This window comes from Arthrobacter globiformis (assembly GCF_030817195.1).
Lineage (GTDB): Bacteria > Actinomycetota > Actinomycetes > Actinomycetales > Micrococcaceae > Arthrobacter > Arthrobacter globiformis_D.
This window is the reverse complement of the sequence record NZ_JAUSYZ010000001.1, coordinates 3,089,864-3,105,151: the sequence shown is the minus strand read 5'-3', so window position 1 is coordinate 3,105,151 and position 15,288 is coordinate 3,089,864. Positions and strand designations below refer to the sequence as shown.

15 protein-coding genes are annotated in these 15,288 nt (G+C 64.9%); 6 read left to right on the top strand and 9 right to left on the bottom strand.

Features of this window, described 5'->3' with window-relative positions:
- Positions 1-82: 82 nt before the first annotated feature.
- Positions 83-988 (top strand): helix-turn-helix transcriptional regulator, encoded by a 906-nt coding sequence (locus tag QF036_RS13990; RefSeq protein WP_307102757.1) that lies wholly within the window; start codon positions 83-85, stop codon positions 986-988.
- A gap of 110 nt (positions 989-1,098) precedes the next feature.
- Here the strand turns inward: QF036_RS13990 and QF036_RS13985 are convergent, their stop codons facing one another.
- Entirely contained in the window at positions 1,099-2,022 is a 924-nt protein-coding gene (locus QF036_RS13985) for a pseudouridine-5'-phosphate glycosidase (RefSeq protein ID WP_307102755.1), read from the bottom strand.
- 215 nt (positions 2,023-2,237) lie between these two features.
- On the opposite strand from QF036_RS13985, the gene QF036_RS13980 reads away from it, so the two are divergent.
- Entirely contained in the window at positions 2,238-3,071 is an 834-nt protein-coding gene (locus QF036_RS13980; RefSeq protein WP_307102753.1) for a hypothetical protein, read from the top strand.
- 3 nt (positions 3,072-3,074) lie between these two features.
- On the opposite strand, the gene QF036_RS13975 is transcribed toward QF036_RS13980, so the two are convergent.
- Positions 3,075-3,512, bottom strand: coding sequence for a VOC family protein (locus QF036_RS13975; protein WP_307102751.1), 438 nt, complete (start codon positions 3,510-3,512; stop codon positions 3,075-3,077).
- A 137-nt stretch (positions 3,513-3,649) separates the two neighbouring features.
- On the opposite strand from QF036_RS13975, the gene QF036_RS13970 reads away from it, so the two are divergent.
- The gene (locus QF036_RS13970; RefSeq protein ID WP_307102749.1) at positions 3,650-3,988 is read left to right on the top strand and encodes a YciI family protein; all 339 of its coding nucleotides are present in this window, start codon (positions 3,650-3,652) and stop codon (positions 3,986-3,988) included.
- Positions 3,989-4,012: 24 nt separating this feature from the next.
- Here the strand turns inward: QF036_RS13970 and QF036_RS13965 are convergent, their stop codons facing one another.
- The 4 genes from QF036_RS13965 to QF036_RS13950 all read right to left on the bottom strand — a co-directional run bounded on the left by QF036_RS13965 (position 4,013) and on the right by QF036_RS13950 (position 9,014).
- On the bottom strand, positions 4,013-5,005 hold the full coding sequence (locus tag QF036_RS13965; RefSeq protein WP_307102746.1) for a Gfo/Idh/MocA family protein: 993 nt from the start codon (positions 5,003-5,005) through the stop codon (positions 4,013-4,015).
- A gap of 56 nt (positions 5,006-5,061) precedes the next feature.
- Entirely contained in the window at positions 5,062-6,135 is a 1,074-nt protein-coding gene (locus QF036_RS13960; RefSeq protein ID WP_307102744.1) for a DNA polymerase IV, read from the bottom strand.
- 113 nt (positions 6,136-6,248) lie between these two features.
- The gene (locus tag QF036_RS13955) at positions 6,249-6,386 is read right to left on the bottom strand and encodes a hypothetical protein (RefSeq protein ID WP_307102742.1); all 138 of its coding nucleotides are present in this window, start codon (positions 6,384-6,386) and stop codon (positions 6,249-6,251) included.
- 147 nt (positions 6,387-6,533) lie between these two features.
- Complete coding sequence (locus QF036_RS13950) at positions 6,534-9,014, bottom strand: PEP/pyruvate-binding domain-containing protein (RefSeq protein ID WP_307102740.1); 2,481 nt, start codon at positions 9,012-9,014, stop codon at positions 6,534-6,536.
- Positions 9,015-9,437: 423 nt separating this feature from the next.
- On the opposite strand from QF036_RS13950, the gene QF036_RS13945 reads away from it, so the two are divergent.
- Both QF036_RS13945 and QF036_RS13940 read left to right on the top strand, forming a co-directional pair.
- On the top strand, positions 9,438-9,677 hold the full coding sequence (locus tag QF036_RS13945; protein WP_307102738.1) for a hypothetical protein: 240 nt from the start codon (positions 9,438-9,440) through the stop codon (positions 9,675-9,677).
- A gap of 555 nt (positions 9,678-10,232) precedes the next feature.
- Complete coding sequence (locus tag QF036_RS13940; protein WP_307102737.1) at positions 10,233-11,483, top strand: Nramp family divalent metal transporter; 1,251 nt, start codon at positions 10,233-10,235, stop codon at positions 11,481-11,483.
- Positions 11,484-11,768: 285 nt separating this feature from the next.
- Here the strand turns inward: QF036_RS13940 and QF036_RS13935 are convergent, their stop codons facing one another.
- Both QF036_RS13935 and QF036_RS13930 read right to left on the bottom strand, forming a co-directional pair.
- Positions 11,769-12,074, bottom strand: coding sequence for a hypothetical protein (locus tag QF036_RS13935; RefSeq protein ID WP_003798913.1), 306 nt, complete (start codon positions 12,072-12,074; stop codon positions 11,769-11,771).
- Positions 12,075-12,176: 102 nt separating this feature from the next.
- The gene (locus tag QF036_RS13930) at positions 12,177-13,112 is read right to left on the bottom strand and encodes an alpha/beta fold hydrolase (RefSeq protein ID WP_307102736.1); all 936 of its coding nucleotides are present in this window, start codon (positions 13,110-13,112) and stop codon (positions 12,177-12,179) included.
- Between the two features lie 238 nt (positions 13,113-13,350).
- On the opposite strand from QF036_RS13930, the gene QF036_RS13925 reads away from it, so the two are divergent.
- A complete protein-coding gene (locus tag QF036_RS13925; protein ID WP_307102734.1) occupies positions 13,351-14,778 on the top strand; it encodes an alpha/beta hydrolase family protein in 1,428 nt (475 codons plus the stop codon).
- Positions 14,779-14,800: 22 nt separating this feature from the next.
- Here QF036_RS13925 and QF036_RS13920 read toward each other — a convergent pair whose 3' ends face one another.
- Positions 14,801-15,280 carry a MarR family winged helix-turn-helix transcriptional regulator gene (locus QF036_RS13920; RefSeq protein ID WP_307102733.1) on the bottom strand — a complete coding sequence of 160 codons (480 nt, stop codon included), beginning with the start codon at positions 15,278-15,280 and terminating at the stop codon, positions 14,801-14,803.
- Positions 15,281-15,288: the final 8 nt, after the last annotated feature.

Here is a 15,288-nt window from a genome sequence, read left to right as displayed (position 1 = left end):
GCGCGTGGGCTAACGAGACCCTACCTAGAGGTTCCCTGGCAGGGACCCGCTAGCGGGCTCGAGGTGGAGTACCTTCGACACCATGGACAACCACGACGATCTCAGCCAGTTCCTCGTCTCGAGGCGGGCCAAGCTTTCCCTGCAGCAAGTGGGCCTGCCTGACTTCGGCGGGCGGCGCCGCGTCCCTGGCCTGCGGCGGGAAGAAGTGGCGCTCCTGGCCGGCATGAGCTCGGAGTACTACAAACGCTTGGAACGCGGCAATGCCAAGGGAGCGTCGGAGGCCGTCATTGATGGGGTCAGCCGGGCGCTCCAACTGGATGAGGCCGAGCACTCGCATCTCTACGAGCTCATCCGTTCAGCCAACGCCGGTGCCCACCCGGGGCGCAGGCGCCCGGCACGCAAAACACAGATCAACCCGACACTGCAGCAGACCATCGACGCGATGTCCACCGTCCCGGTGTACGTGCAAAACGGCCGGCTGGACGCAGTGGCCACCAACCGCCTTGGCCGGGCTCTCTTCTCAGAGATGTTCGAGGACTCCCGGCAGCCCGTGAACGCCGCACGCTTCGCCTTCCTTGATGCCAGGGCACAGACGTTCTACCGGGACTGGGAATCCAACACCCGCCAGATCGTCGCCCTCCTCCGGGTCGAAGCGGGCCGTTCCCCCTACGACCGCCAGCTCAGCGACCTCGTCGGCGAACTCTCAACCCGCAGCGACTTTTTCCGAAAACTCTGGGGAGCGCACGACGTCCGCGAACACCGCAGCGGCATCAAAAGCATTCACCACCCCGTCGTTGGCGACCTCGACCTGAACTACCTCGGGCTGGACCTGGCCTCCGACCGAACCCTCCAGATGCTCGTGTTCTCCGCGGAGCCAGGCTCCCCCTCCCACGACGGACTGCAGCTGCTGGCGAATTGGGCCGCCACAAACAGCGTCGAGTTGAAAGCCAACGACGAAGCAGCCACCAACCACACCCTCGGAAATTGATGCTGCCATCCTAAAAATCTCGTCACAAGCGAAGGCTGACGGCACCTTCAGGCCATACGATCACATCTTCAACAAGATCCTGACCACACCTAACATGACATTCCTCTGGTTTAGCGGGTCAGCGCGATGGCGACTTCGCCCCCGAGGGATACGTTACTGCGGTACACATCGACATTTACATTCACGCTGCGGCCGTTCGTAGCGCGCTGAATGAAGTCCAAAAGGAACGGTGTGGTGTCCTTGCCGGTGATCCCGTTCTTCTGTGCCTGCGCCCACGCCCGGGAGAGAATGTCGTCAAGCTCGGCCGGAGGGAACTGCTTGTCCTCTGCGATCGGGTTTGCCAACAGGATGGCCGATGCGATGTGCAGGTCATCGCGTGCGCTGCAGACTGCTGCAACTTCATCGGGAGTGTTGACCGCGTACTCGATTTCAAACCCCGAGTCGGAAACGTAGAAGCCAGGGTACTTCGTGGTCCTGTAGCCGATGACCGGGATGTTGAGCGTTTCGAACCGTTCGAGGGTGGCGGCGACGTCCAGGATGGACTTCACGCCGGCGCTGACGACGATGATCGGGGTAGTAGCCAAGGTAGTCATATCGGCAGATTCATCGAAGGATGTTGCAGCACCGTGGTGAACTCCACCCAAACCACCGGTTGAGAACACTTTGATCCCGGCGCGGTGTGCCAGGAACGCCGTCGCTGCGACGGTGGTGCCGCCGCGGAGCCGAAGAGCAGCGGCTACGGGAAGATCGCGGAGGCTGACCTTCTTCACTCCCCCGTCATTGGAGAGCGAGGCGATCTGCTCACGGCTGAGCCCCACCGTCGGGACACCGGCGAAGACACCGATCGTTGCAGGAACGACCCCCTGACTGCGGAGGCGTTCCTCGGCTTCCAAGGCAACTTCGAGATTGCGCGGGCGGGGAAGGCCGTGAGTGAAAATGGTCGATTCCAAAGCGACGACAGGGCGCCCTCCAGCAACGGCTGCGGCCACTTGCCCTGAGACGTGGAACGCCCCGCTGGTGTGGGTGGATGACACGGCTGGTCTCCCTGTAGAACGTGATCTGACTTGACCCACCAAGGGTCCCGCACGCGAGAACCAACAACAAGAATCAACGCTGCGGTCGCTGCTCAAGCTGAATCGGAGTGTGGCTCTATGAGAGTTCCGATTTCCTGAGGAAATGTCTGAAGGAAAGCCCCAGCCATCCCCTGAGCGACGCATTCTGTACCGCGACGGGATAAAATGGGTCGATCATGGTCGGTGCCCAGCTCCGTATCCTGGCCTGGTTCGTCACCCTAGCGACCCTCCTCTCGGCCTGCGCGCCCGCTATCAGACTCGATGAGGTGGCCACCGATCGACCGATCCAGACTTCGTCGGCCCCGCCCGCCGCACGCGAAGACGTCCCCGCTCCTCACCGGACCCCGTCCCCCACCCGGACCCCGTCCCCCACCCCGACATCGGTTCCCAGGCCGACCCCGGTACCCGGGGCGTTCGCCCTCAACCTCTACCAGGAGGGGGACTTCGTTCCCCAGTACACCTTTGAATGGTGTGTGGCGGCGAGCATCCAGATTATGCACAATCTCATCGACAAAACGGCTGCCGGCACGTGGACCGATCGCGTTCAGCAGGGCGAGCTGTGGGAGATGGCCCGGGCGCGGTCGTCCAACTCGTTCAACGGTGCCAACCCCTTGGGTTGGGCGAAGGTGCTGACCAAGGTCGGGATGGGACCCTACGCCGTCGTCAGCATCGCTGACTACGAGGAAGCGTTGCGGACCGCGGCGCGCGCCATCGCTGACACTGGCCGTCCGGTCGGGCTGGTCATGTGGCGCGGTCGCCACGTATGGGTGATGAGCGGCTTCGCGTCACTAGGCAATCCCGACCAGTTCCCGGAGTTCTCGGTCACCGGCGTCCGCGTCCAAGATCCGCTCTACCCGTACGGCGACGAGCGGTGGGGACCGTCCCCAGCGCCCAACGCCCTGCTCACCCCCAAGCAGTTGGCGACGCAGTTCGTCGTCCGCGAACCGCGACGCTGGAGCAGTGATATGCCAACCGGCTACATGCTGGTGTTGCCGCTCGCCAAGGCCTGAGTGTCAGTCTTTGTTCAGTTTCTCGGCGAGCATCACGAGGATTCCGCTGGGGCCTCGGAGGTACGTGAGTTTGTAGAGGTCCTCGTACGTCGCCACGCCGCGTAGCGGATGGCATCCGTGCTTCGCAGCTACCTCAAGGGCCTTATCGATGTCGTCGACCGAGAAGGCGACGCGGTGCATGCCGATCTCGTTGGGACGAGTTGGGTTCGTCTCGATCGCTTTGGGGTGGATGTATTCGAAGAGCTCAAGTTGGCCTTGACCGTCTGGGGTCTGGAGCATCGCAATCTTGGCGTGGTTGCCATCAAGTCCGACGGCGGTATCGGTCCACTCCCCGCTGACCGTGTCACGGCCCACGACTGTGAGACCGAGATCGGTGAAAAAGGCGATTGTTGCTTCCAGGTCGCGAACGGCGATCCCGACGTTCTCAAGTTTGATGGCCATGCCTTGAAAGCTACCAAGGCGGACCAATTAGCTCCAGTGGCGGGCGGGACTCGATTTCACAAGCCCGGGAGCGATTGGGCACTGAGGCACATCCACAACCGTTGCAATCCGGCGCGCTTGCGGGGCACCATCGAGGCATGACCAAATACCTCATCTCCTTCCCCAGCGAAGCAATGGTGCTCACCGACGAGGAGTTCCCGGTCGTCTCGGCCGAATCCCACGCTGTGATCGAGGAGGCGAAGGCTGCCGGCGTCTACGTATTCGGCGGCGGGATCCAGGAGGAAGTCGATCCCGTGCTGGTCTCCGCCGACGGGTCGGTGAGCACCGAGATCTATCCGGGCTCCGAACTCAACGGTGGATTCACCGTGCTGGAGCTGCCGACGCGCGAGGACGCGGTCGGGTGGGCGAGAAAGATCGCGGTGGCCTGCCGTTGCGCACAGGAGCTCCGCGAGTTCGCGTACGACCCGGAGAGCTAGCCGGGATCCGGATGTGCTCTTGGTTCAGACGCCCTCTTGGTTCCGAGCCGCCCCGTCGAGAGCTTCCAACACCCGCGCGTTGTTGGCCGCGTCCGTGAGATCGTAGCGGAGCGGCGTACCGTTTAGGACGCTGCCTGCGAAGTGTTCGCCCATCCGTACGAAGTGGTTCTCGCCCTTGACCTCGTGATAGATCGTGTCCTGCCCGAAGTGATGCTCCTCCAGGACCGAGTCCTCTTCCAGGAGCCCAAAGGGATTGTCGAGGTAGAGCCGGCCTTCTGTGCCCGTGATTTCCAAAAAGTTGCGGCGCTCGAGATTCACTCCGGTATCAAAAAGCACGGTTGCGGCGCCGGGAAAGCGCAACATGCCCGCAATGCTGGTGTCAATTAGACCTCCGTCGCTGGCGTCGCGGTAGTTGCCATAGGCGGCGACTCCACTCGGCTCCTGCGCCGTGACCATCCGGCTTACGTTGACGCAGTAGCACCCCGTATCGAAAAGCGCGCCGCCGCCGAGCCCGGAATACCAGCGGATGTTGTCGTCCCCGCCCGCATCGAAGGAGTGGCCGACGTGGATAAATGTCAGTTTGCCCACCGCATCAGCCGCGAGCAGCTCCTGCAGCTTCTCGAAACGCGGGTGAAACCGGTACATGAAGCCTTCCAGGACTTTGAGCCCGGTCTGGTCGGCCTTGCGTGCAATCTCCTCGCATTCGGCGGCGCTCATCGCCAAAGGCTTTTCGCAGAGGACGTGCTTGCCCGCGTCCAAGGATTTCAGAATCCATTCGAGGTGCAGTGCGTTCGGCAGCGGAATGTAGACAGCATCGATGTCCGGGGAAGCGAGCAGCGCCTCATAAGAGCCAAACGCCTGTGGGATGCCGTGCTTGTCGGCGTACTCCTTGGCCTTTTCCTCGGTGCGGGAGGCGATGCCTACGACCTCACCGTTTTTCGTTTCCTGCAGCGCCGGAATTGTCTTGCGGACGATGCGGGCGGTGCCCAGGATGCCCCAACGCAGTTTCTCGCTCATTGACCTCTCCTTTTTTCACAAACCTACCCGACGGGTAAAGGACAAGAGCGACGGCGTCACCAACCACCGCGCGTCGGCGTATGTCCCTTTCGGGCATCGTCAGGCATTGCCATTTCGGCCCGGAGGCCCAGGAGCCTGATCGGACGGCCCGCTTCGATTGCGGATGCGAGATCCAAGGCCCGCGCGAGGATTTCGTTCCGGTCGAATGTCTCGGGAACCTTCCTCGCGTGGGTCTTGGTGAGGAACGGCGCGTACCGAACCTTGAGGGTCAGCCCAACCACGGGCCGCCCTTCGGCCACAACATCCTCAAGGACACGCGCGGTCAGCTCCCGCACGGCATCGTCCACCTGGGCGGGCTCGGTCAGGTCGTGCTGGAAAGTGGTCTCCCGGCTATGCCCGCGGGCAACCCACGGGGTGTCGTCCACCACGCTGGCGCCGTCCCCGCGCCCGAGCTCCGAGTACCAGGGACCCATCCTGGGGCCGAACTCCGGGACCAGGTCTTGGGGGTCGGATGCGGCGAGCTCCGCGACCGTGTTGATGCCGAGTTTGGCCAGCCGGCCCGACACTTTGGTTCCGACGCCCCACAGGTCCTTGGTGGGCCGGCTGCCCATAATCTCGAGCCAGTTCCCCGCAGTGAGACGGAAGACGCCGGCCGGCTTGCCGAAACCGGTGGCGACCTTGGCCCGGACCAGGGTGTCGCCGATGCCCACGCTGCAATGCAGTTGCGTTCGCTCAAGGACAGCAGCCTGCACCTGGCGGGCGTAGGCTTCCGGATTGTCTGTTTCAGTGCCCATAAAGGCTTCATCCCAGCCCAGCACCTGGACGGTGGCGCCGGGCTGCGCGCGGAGGGTAGCCATGACAGTTTCAGACGCAGCCAGGTAGGCCTCGTGATCGACGGGCAGGATCACAGCGTCTGGCACTTTCCGGGCTGCAATGCGTAAGGGCATTCCGGAACCCACGCCGAACACCCTGGCTTCGTAGGATGCGGTCGACACCACAGCCCGTTCCGTGGGGTCGCCCCGACCGCCGACAATGATCGGCTTGCCCGCAAGCTCCGGCCGCCGGAGCACTTCGACCGCCGCGATGAACTGGTCGAGATCGACGTGCAGCACCCACCGGATTCCGCTCATGCCATCAGTCTGCCCTAAAGAAGTACGACGACGAGGCCGCCGACCACTATGACCTTGGCAATTGTGCCTCTTCAGCTACTTTCACTCCAGGCGATCGCGATTGGGGCCGTCAATCACCCATACAGTTTCTCGCCCTCTTGAGCAATCGCTTCTTCACGCTCCAGGAGGAAGCGCAGGAACGCGGCCTGGTTGTCGATCTCCCGCTGTCTGCGGGGAGAGACCCAGTCCAGCACTTCTTTGTCGTCAGCCATGATGTTCACCCCTCTCAGCCTCGTATTCATGCTCACGCCGTTCGGGCAAGATCGGCGAAAGTTTCGGGCAAGATCGGCGAAGGTCTTGTCTGTGGCGCTTCTGGCACGGCCAACCACGGCGAATCTGGTTGCCGTCGTGCTCGGCCGCTAATCGACTGCGATGACCGTACCGGCACTGCCGTCCACGATGACGCGCTGCCCCTCGGCCAGGATGCCCGTGCCTGTGCCGGTCCCCATGACAGCCGGGATTCCGTACTCCCTCGCCACAATGGCCGCGTGGGAGCCGAGCCCTCCCATGTCGACGACGACGGCGGCCGCGCGCTGGAACAGCGGCGTCCAGGACGGGTTCGTGTAGGGGCAAACGAGAATGTCGCCGCTGCGCAGCAGGCCGAACTCGGCCGGTCCCCTGATGATCCTCACCGGCCCCTCCGCACGGCCGCGGCTGGCCGGCGTACCGGAGACCAGCACGCCGGCAGCACTGCGGCGGTTCCTGAACAGCAGCGCCGTGTCCAGCAGCGGAATCCCCTCGAGTTCGCGGCGTTTGGCCGCCCTGGCCTGCACGAGCGGCCAGTATCGCTGCCGGACGGAAGCCGGCAGCGCGCCGCCGTCGTCCGTTATTGCCTCCAGTTCCTCAAACCGCAGGTGGTAGACATCCCTGACGTAGTCAATGACACCGGCGGCAACGAGGCGGCGGCCAAGCTCCCGGTACGCGCGGCGCATGGGCGGGATGACCTTGGTGGCGTAGAAGTGGCTGTCCTCGCGGAACGCCATGCCTGCCCGGGCATCGTCGACGGCGGCCAGCACGTGCCGGCGGATGCGCCTGAATCGAAGGAGCGGATGGCGCTTCAGCTCCGCCAGCGCCGCGCCGGTCTGGTCAGCCGTGCGGGGCCGCTGGCCCAGGAGCGCCTTGACGAGCCCCAGCACAACCTCGGGTGCATCGGACCAGGTGGGTGAACTGCTCAGCACAACGCTGACGGTTTCACGGTTCCCGTATTCGCGCAGGAACTGAGCGAACGCCTCGCGGAAGGCAGCGTGCGCCGGGTCCTGCTCCACAAGCTGCAGCAAGGCCGCCCCGTCGGATGATGCAAAGGCGCCGGCCAGCCGCGGATCCGCACGGACCATCCCGGCCAGCTGCTCCAGGGACCGGTTCGCCTGGCTCGTCACGGTTTCCGCACCCGCGATCAGGGCGGAGGCCAGCCTCGTCCTGCCCAGCAGCACGAGCATCAGGCGCAGCCGAAGCATGGGCAGGAATATGCCGGGCATATAGGAGCTGCGCAGGTCGGTGATGCCCCGCATCGTGGCGAAGGACCCCCGCGCAACGCCCACGACCTCGGACCAGGGCAAGGGTTCGGGGTCCCGTGCGTTCAGCCGATCCACCTGCTCCAGGAAGGTGATGAACCGGGAATCGTTCTTCCAGTCGGCCATTTTGAACTGCCTCGCGCGGCGGGCCAGGGTCAGCGGTGCGGCCAGAACGCGGGGCGTTAGCCGCGGGGACGGGGGCACGAGCTGGACCACCACGCCATCTTCCTCGGGCAGCAGCTCCTCGACCCCGGGAAACTGTACTCCAACGCTGCCGGCCATCCGGTGCAGCATGGCCAGGATCCCCTGCTCCATCCAGCCGGACACATCCAACGGGTAGGGCCGTTCCTGGAACATGTCGATGAAGAACGGCCCGACCCGCCGCTGGATCGCGTTGAGCCGCAACGGCTGCGGCGGCAGTGCTGTCATGGGCCTCGATTGCAGGACATGGATTTGGCCGCCGGCCAGCGCCCACTCCATATCCTGCGGCCGGCCGAAGTGCTCCTGCGCCCTGCGGCCCAGGTCAGCCAACTCCCGCAGTTGGACATCGGCCAGGGTGGGAACCCGGCTGCGGCTGCCGGGCTGCTCCCGCGTGCCGCCGCCGGCGTCCGGGCTGATCACCACCTCGCCGCCGCCAAGACGGAAGCTGCGGATCCTGCCCGCGCGGTCCAGCACGTAGTGTTCGGGCGTCACCCTTCCCGAGACCACCGCCTCCCCCAGGCCCGGACTGGCGTCCACAACGATCTCACTGCGCTCACCCGTGACCGGATTCGCCGTGAACGTGACACCAGCGGCGTCGGCCGGCACCATCTTTTGGACGACGACGGCTATCGCCACCTCGCGGGGGTCGATTCCCTGCCGCCGCCGGTAGGCAATGGCCCGGTCGGTCCAGAGGGACGCCCAGCAGTCAGAAACCGCTTGAGCTACCGCCTCCTCGCCAACGACGTTCAGGAACGTGTCCTGCTGGCCGGCGAACGCCGCCCCCGGAAGGTCTTCGGTGGTGGCGCTGGAACGCACTGCGACGGCGCCCCCGCCCAGAGCCGCATATGCCTCGCCAATCTCCACCCGCAAAGCTGCCGGCATGCCAACGTGCGCGAACAGCGCACGGAGGGCGCCGCCGTCGGGCATGTTGTGATCCATGCCGTCCAGAGCTGGCCCGAGCCCCGTCTCGGCGAGAAGCAACCGGTAGGCGTCGGTGGTGATGACGAATCCCTCGGGCACCGGAAACCCTTGCCGCACCAGTTCGCCCAAGGCGGCACCCTTCCCGCCGGCGGCGGCGAGGTCCGTCTGGCCGAATTCAGCGAGGGGGCCGGTTGTCTTTCGTGTCATCCGGGGCTCCTCGTGGCGGTGGCAGCAGGGTCTTCGCTGGCGGACGCCGCACGGCCATCCGGACGTGTAAAAGCTACTCCCCCGTCACTTCCGCGTACAGTGTTTGACCACTAAGAAAGGCTTCGTCGACGGGTTGCGCGACGTTACGGGTACCCCTTGACCCCTCCCTGCATCGGGACCACACTCGATACTGATTACCAATTCAGAGATTCGTGAATTCCTGTCGACAACCCGTGCACAGCGCCGTGCCCGGGACGGGACAACGGGGTGTCGTCGGGCCAGTGCCGCGATTGGGGGCAGGTGGGTCATGCGTACCTAGGCTTGTGTGTTTGGTGGTTTCTGCACGTGATGCGGGGTCCTGAGGCGTAAGCCGGGGGCGGCCGCTGCCAATTTATGTAGGGTCTCAAATCCGAGGAGCACGTCATGGGCCAACGGCCGATTGATGAGTGGTGGAATGAACTTGATGAGCCCACAAAGAAGTGGCTCATTGAAAATCCCGGTTGCGTGGTTCTTCCGCGCACCGTGGCAAATGTGGTTCACCAGGTCTCGGGCGGCCACGTCGCCCAGGACCAGCACGGCGAACACCAACTGTCACAAGCAGAGCAGTCCTTTCTCAGGGCCAAGTGCAAAGCGGCCGGGGCAGCGACCGGCAAACGCGCATAGGTCCACAACGAATCCATGACCGGGCAGCGCAAGTGGTCGCTCATAGCGGCCCTTGCCGCAATGCTCTCCGGCTCCTCACCGGCCCCGCCTGAAGCAGAACCCTCCGCGGCGGAGTCCACATCTGGAACTACCCCGGCCAACGAACTTGTTGGCCGGGGCATGCAGACCAGGAGGCACGTACCCTCTATTGACGCTTCCCCTCCGGAAGTCGGGCCGACCACAGAGCCGCCCGGGAACGGCAAGGAATACACACGATGCCCGCTGCAGGAGAACGACGGCGGCCCCCGCCGCCCGGTTGTTCCTGCCGGTGTCGTCGCACCAGTCAATGTTGTACGGCACTGCCGTGACCGTCGCTTGGCCGCTAGTAGTGCGGGCGGGGACGACGAAAGTGTAAGTAGACCCACCGCCGTCGTTCATTGCCGAAGTAGTGTTGATGATTTTGGCTGTGCCCCAATCAAATCCAGCATTCGTCTGAACTCCTAAGCCCCACTTTTCGGTATGCCTAAATTTCGGTTACCATCGTCTTATCGGCACCCCCAATGACGAGGATCAATGATGGCTGTTTCGACCCTTGCGGAACGCACCGCCCCGGCACGGGTATGGTCGCGCCTGCTGCTGCTGGGTCCTGCCTTCGTGGCGGCCATCGCCTACGTCGACCCGGGTAACGTTGCGGCGAACCTGACGGCCGGGGCGAGCTACGGCTACCTGCTGGTCTGGGTGCTGGTGGCAGCCAACGCCATGGCCGTGCTGGTGCAGTACCAATCCGCCAAGCTGGGCCTGGCCACCGGCATGAGCCTTCCCGAGATTCTGGGCAAGCGGCTGGGAACCCGCCGCCGGCGGGCATACTGGGCGCAGGCGGAGATTGTGGCCGGAGCCACAGACATGGCCGAGGTGATCGGCGGTGCCGTCGCACTGAACCTGCTGTTCGGACTTCCGCTGCTGGCCGGCGGGATCATCATCGGACTCGCGTCGATGCTGCTGCTCTCGCTGCAGTCGAACCGGAGCCAGAAGTCGTTTGAAGTGGCCATTCTGACTCTGCTCGGCGTGATCGCCGTCGGGTTCGTGTCCGGCCTGTTCGTCAATCCGCCCGACGCCGGCAGCGCACTGTCCGGCCTGGTGCCGCGCTTCGAGGGAACCGATACCATCCTGCTCGCCGCCAGCATGCTCGGCGCCACCGTAATGCCACACGCCATCTACCTGCATTCCGCCCTCGCCCGGGACCGGCACGGCTTCTCCGAAAACCCTGCCGTCAGGACCCGCCTGATCCGGGCCACCCGGTTCGACGTGGCCGGCGCCCTGATGCTGGCCGGCGTCGTTAACATCGCCATGCTGCTCCTGGCAGCCTCGAGCCTCCGCGGCGTCGAAGGGACCGACACCATCGCCGGCGCGCACGCGGCCGTGACGTCGGCACTGGGCCCGGCGATCGGCGTCCTGTTCGCCATCGGACTGCTTGCCTCGGGGCTGGCCTCCACCTCCGTCGGTTGCTACGCCGGCGCCACCATCATGGGCGGTCTGCTGAAGGTCCGTGTGCCACTGCTGACCCGGCGCGTGATCACGCTGATTCCGGCGCTGGTGATCCTCGGCGCGGGCATCGAGCCGACGCTGGCGCTGGTCCTGAGCCAGGTGCTCCTCAGCTTCGGCATCCCGTTCGCGCTGATTCCGCTGATCCTGCTCACCGGGAAGCGCGAGGTCATGGGCATCCACACTGATTCGACCCCACTGAAGATCGCGGGCTGGACCAGCGCCACGCTCATCGTCGGGCTGAACTGCTTGTTGATCGTCCTGACCGTGCTCGGCGGGTCCTGACCGTCAAGAAGGCGCGCCGCGCCGTGGGAGGCACTGCCGTTACGTGTACTAACAGCCACTCTCACGCCCGGCGGGTTCCGCACTGACTTCGCCGGCCGCTCCCTCACGCAGTCGACGGCGGCGCTTCCGGACTACGCGGAGACGGCCAATCAGTGTATTGGCCTTCGGCTCTTTTCGCACTCCTTACCGATTCGGTTCCTTCAGGGCGCCGATGATTACTGGGAACAGGCTTTTCCACCACATGGCCGCCACGGGAGCCTCCTTGGCCTCGCCCTGGGCCGCCGCCTACTCGGCTTCGAAGCCGAGGCGGTCGCGGACAAGCTTCGCGACGACGGCGGCGTGCTGCTTCTTGTCCGATCGAGCTTCCGATTTCAACGTCGCCAGATATCCGACGTACGCGGCAGTCCGTGTGTCATAGGCCGCGGCGCGCGTTTCGAATGCGAGGGCCAGGGTGGCATGCGCCTGGGCCAGCCTGATCTGCAGTTCGGCGTCGACATCGGCGCCTGAGAGGGCCTGCTCGGCGGCGGAAAGAAGGGACTGTGCCGCGTCGGCGTGCTCGTTCGCGGCGCGCTGGCCAAGGTCCGGCTGCATAGGTTCTCCCTCTCTTCATTCAGCACGCGACGGACAGGCGCGAGCTGTGGAGTAAGCCTAAAACACGATGTCCGGTTCTGTTAGGCCCCGTTGTCTATCCGCTTAGGGCAGACCAGCAGCGATTTCTTTGACGCCGTCGACAAGCGCGGCCACCGATTCCGGGCCACCGTGCCCTTCGTTCTCGATGACGATGAGCCGACTGCCTGCCCAGCGCTGATGAAGTTTCCAGGGCGTGATGACGGGCCCGCTTACGTCGCGCCGACCGTGGATGAGATAGCCGGGGATCCCGTTGAGCTGGTGAATCCTATCCATGATGGTCTGTTCGCCACAGAGGAAGGCGTCATGGGACCAGTAGTGCGTGACCAGGATGGCGAAGGTCATGCGCTCGCGGACGTCATCAAACATGGCGCCTGGCTGCCAGAGCGGATCCAGGGAAATGTGCGTCGATTCCCATCGGTCCCAAGCCAGAGCTGCCGCCTCGGCATCCTCCCGGTCCTCGCCGGCGAGGCGGCGGGCGTACGCCTCCACGACCCGCTCCCCTGGCCTGCATTTGGCTGCCTCCGCGAACTCTTCCCAGGCTTCGGGGAAGATCCGCCGCACGCCCTCCGTAATCCACTGGACTTCATCACGGCTTGTGGTGGTCACCGCCGCTACGGCGATTCCATGCACGCTAGTGGGATGTTCGAGGGCGTAGGCCAGGGCCAGAGTGCTTCCCCAGGAGCCCCCGGTAACGATCCATTTTTCCACCCCAAGATGCCTGCGGACGGCTTCGATGTCGTCGATCAGGGCCTGTGTGGTGTTCGCGGACAAATTGGCCAGGTCGTCCTGCACGAACGGTTTGCTTCTACCGCAACCGCGCTGGTCAAGCCCAATGGTCCAGAACCGTGCAGCATCATGCAGCATGCGGTATCCCCGGCCCAAGGGGGCGCCAGGTCCACCATGGAGGAAGAGTACGGGAATTCCCGCGGGATTCCCCCAAGCCTCCCAGTAGATATCGGCCCCCGGTACTTCGACCCACCCCGTGCGTTCCCCCGTCATTTACCAAACACTACGAGACCAGCCCGGCTGGAGACAGCTACAGCAGGTTCACCAGCAGCACGTAAACCAGCGATGGTACATGCCCAGGCCCGCGGCGAAGGACGCCCGATGGCGGCCTTTGACGACCGGTTGGTCGGAGTTCAGTTGGCCGAATTGTAAATTCATTGACAATATCAATCATTAAGATAAGCATTAGTTGTCCGATTCAAGTTTACTTCGACTGACAGAGGTTGCCCGAATGACCCGTACACTGCGCCAAAGCTGCCGCACCATCGCTTCGACATCAGCCCTTGCCGCCCTCCTCGCTGCAGCCTCCGCATCCCCGGCCGCCTTGGCAGCCCAGCCGCGCGCGGATGCTTCGGCGCCGTCGCTCGCGGCAGCCACGCCATCGACAGCAACCCCCGCCGTCCCCACCGGTATCCTTCCGGGCGGGGCAGCGTGGCGGGCCGAGGTGCCTGCGAACTGGAACGGGAAGCTGGTCCTCTTTGCCCATGGCTTCCGCCCGGGACCTGCCAACCCCGCCTGGGACGCAGGATTCGCCCCCACGGCCAGCCAGCTGGTGGCACGGGGCTACGCCGTCGCGTCCTCGTCCTACGCCACCACCGGCTGGGCCCTCCAGACCGCAGCCCAGGACCAACTCGGCACCCTGGCAGCTTTCGAGGAGCACTTCGGCAAGGCAGGCCGGGTCATCGCCGTCGGACGGTCCATGGGAGGCCTCGTGACGAGCATGATGGCGGAAATCCCGGACTCCGGCATCGACGGCGCCGTCAGCACCTGCGGCCTGGTGGGCGGCGGCGTTGCGCTGAACAACTACCAGCTCGATGCGGCCTACGCTGCGGCGCAACTTCTCCTTCCCGGGCAGGACATCCGCCTCACCGGCTTCACCACCCCGGAGGAGTCTGCCGAGACCATTGCCGCGCTGAAAGCAGCCCTGCAACACGCCAGCGCATCCCCGGAAGGCCGGGCAAGGCTCGCACTGGTGGCCGCGCTCCTGAATACCCCTACCGAACTCGACGGGGTTGACGCGAACAGCCCGGACGCGCTGGCAGCGGCCCAGGGAAAGCTGGTCCTCGACACACTCCCCACGGTGATCGAACGGCGCCACGCGATCGTCAACGCCGCCGGTGGCGACAGCGGCTGGACTGCGGGCGTCGACTACTCAAAACTCCTGCAGTCCTCAGCTCAGCGCCAACTGGTGGAGCACATGTACGGCAAGGCCGGCCTGAACCTGAACGGCGACCTTTCCACGCTCACGGCCAACGCCGACATCGAGCCCAGCAGTCAGGGTCTCCAGTGGATGCTCCGGACCTCCACCCCCACCGGCGAGCTTCAGGTGCCGCTGCTGGCCACCCACACCACGGTGGATCTCCTGGCCCCCATCGAATACCAGGAAGAGTACGCAGAAACAGTTCGTCAGGCGGGCAAAAACGCCCTGTTCCGCCAGGCCTTCGTCAGCCGGGCAGGGCACTGCAACTTCACAGTGGCCGAGAATGTGGCCGCCATCGACGCCATGGACCAGCGGCTCCAAACCGGCCACTGGGACTCCGGGGCCACCACCGCCGATCTGCAGGCGACCGCAACGTCGCTGAAACTGGACGGCGCCAACTACGTGGAATTCCGCCCGGCCGAGTTCATCAACGATCGCGACTGGACGCCCGGACAGTAAGGGTCCGTGAGCGCCTGCTCCGCTATCCCTCCAGGCTGGGCCACAGCGCCTTGCGGAGCAGGCGCTTCAGCTCGGCCACTTCCTCCCGGTCCAGTCGGTCCAGCGCCTCCGACTCGGCCCGGCGGGTCGACTTCGTAGCTGCGGCGAACAGCTTCTGCCCCTCGGGGGTCGCCGTCACGATCTTGGCCCGCCGGTCCTGCCGGCCGGGCGCCCTCAGCACCAGGCCGCGCTTCTCCAGGTCATCCACCAGGGAGACGATCTGGCTGGGGTCCAGGCTGAGAAAATCAGCCATCTCGCGCTGGCTCGGTTCAAGGCCGCTCGCGGCCAGGGCCAGCACTGAATACGAGCGCTCCTTGAGGTCATGCTCCTCCAGCGCCCGATTATTAACCACCGATCCCGCGGCATGGAGCTTCGCCAGGAGAAAGCCGGCGTCGCTGCTGATGGAGGCCGGAACAAGCTTGTCCGCCGCGGGGGCGGGCTGCCCCGTCACCGTCTCAGTCATGGATCCTC